Source organism: Vibrio sp. 10N.261.51.C6, assembly GCF_041471785.1.
Taxonomy (GTDB): Bacteria; Pseudomonadota; Gammaproteobacteria; order Enterobacterales; family Vibrionaceae; genus Vibrio; species Vibrio crassostreae_C.
In genome coordinates, this window is the sequence record NZ_JBFRPB010000133.1 from 1 (window position 1) to 304 (window position 304).

The following is a 304-nucleotide window of genomic DNA, read 5'->3' on the forward strand; positions in this document are numbered from 1 at the left end:
CCTGTTTTCTCGCACTGGCGGCAAGCGTACTTAGGACGAACATATTCCAACACTTTGAGTACCGCTGGCGTGAACTCTAGCTTCTCGCTGCGGTCTTCCCCGATTTTATGCAGGCTATGATTGCAGCAAGCGCACTGCTTTTCATGGTCGTCTACATCAAGTTCGATAACCTCACGAGGCAAGGTCTTAGGCAGAGGTTTACGTTTACCGCGCTTTTTCGTTGTGGTCGTGGTTGTCACCTCAACCTCGTCTTCTTTAACGGCTTCACATTCCGCTTCGTTGAAGAGGTCACCTTGTGATTCAT

Annotated in this window: 1 protein-coding gene; it reads right to left on the minus strand. The window is 49.7% G+C overall.

The features are described from left to right. Positions 1-304, minus strand: a 304-nt coding sequence (locus AB4375_RS21525; RefSeq protein WP_372052500.1) for an IS66 family transposase zinc-finger binding domain-containing protein, incomplete at both ends; no start/stop codon positions are given.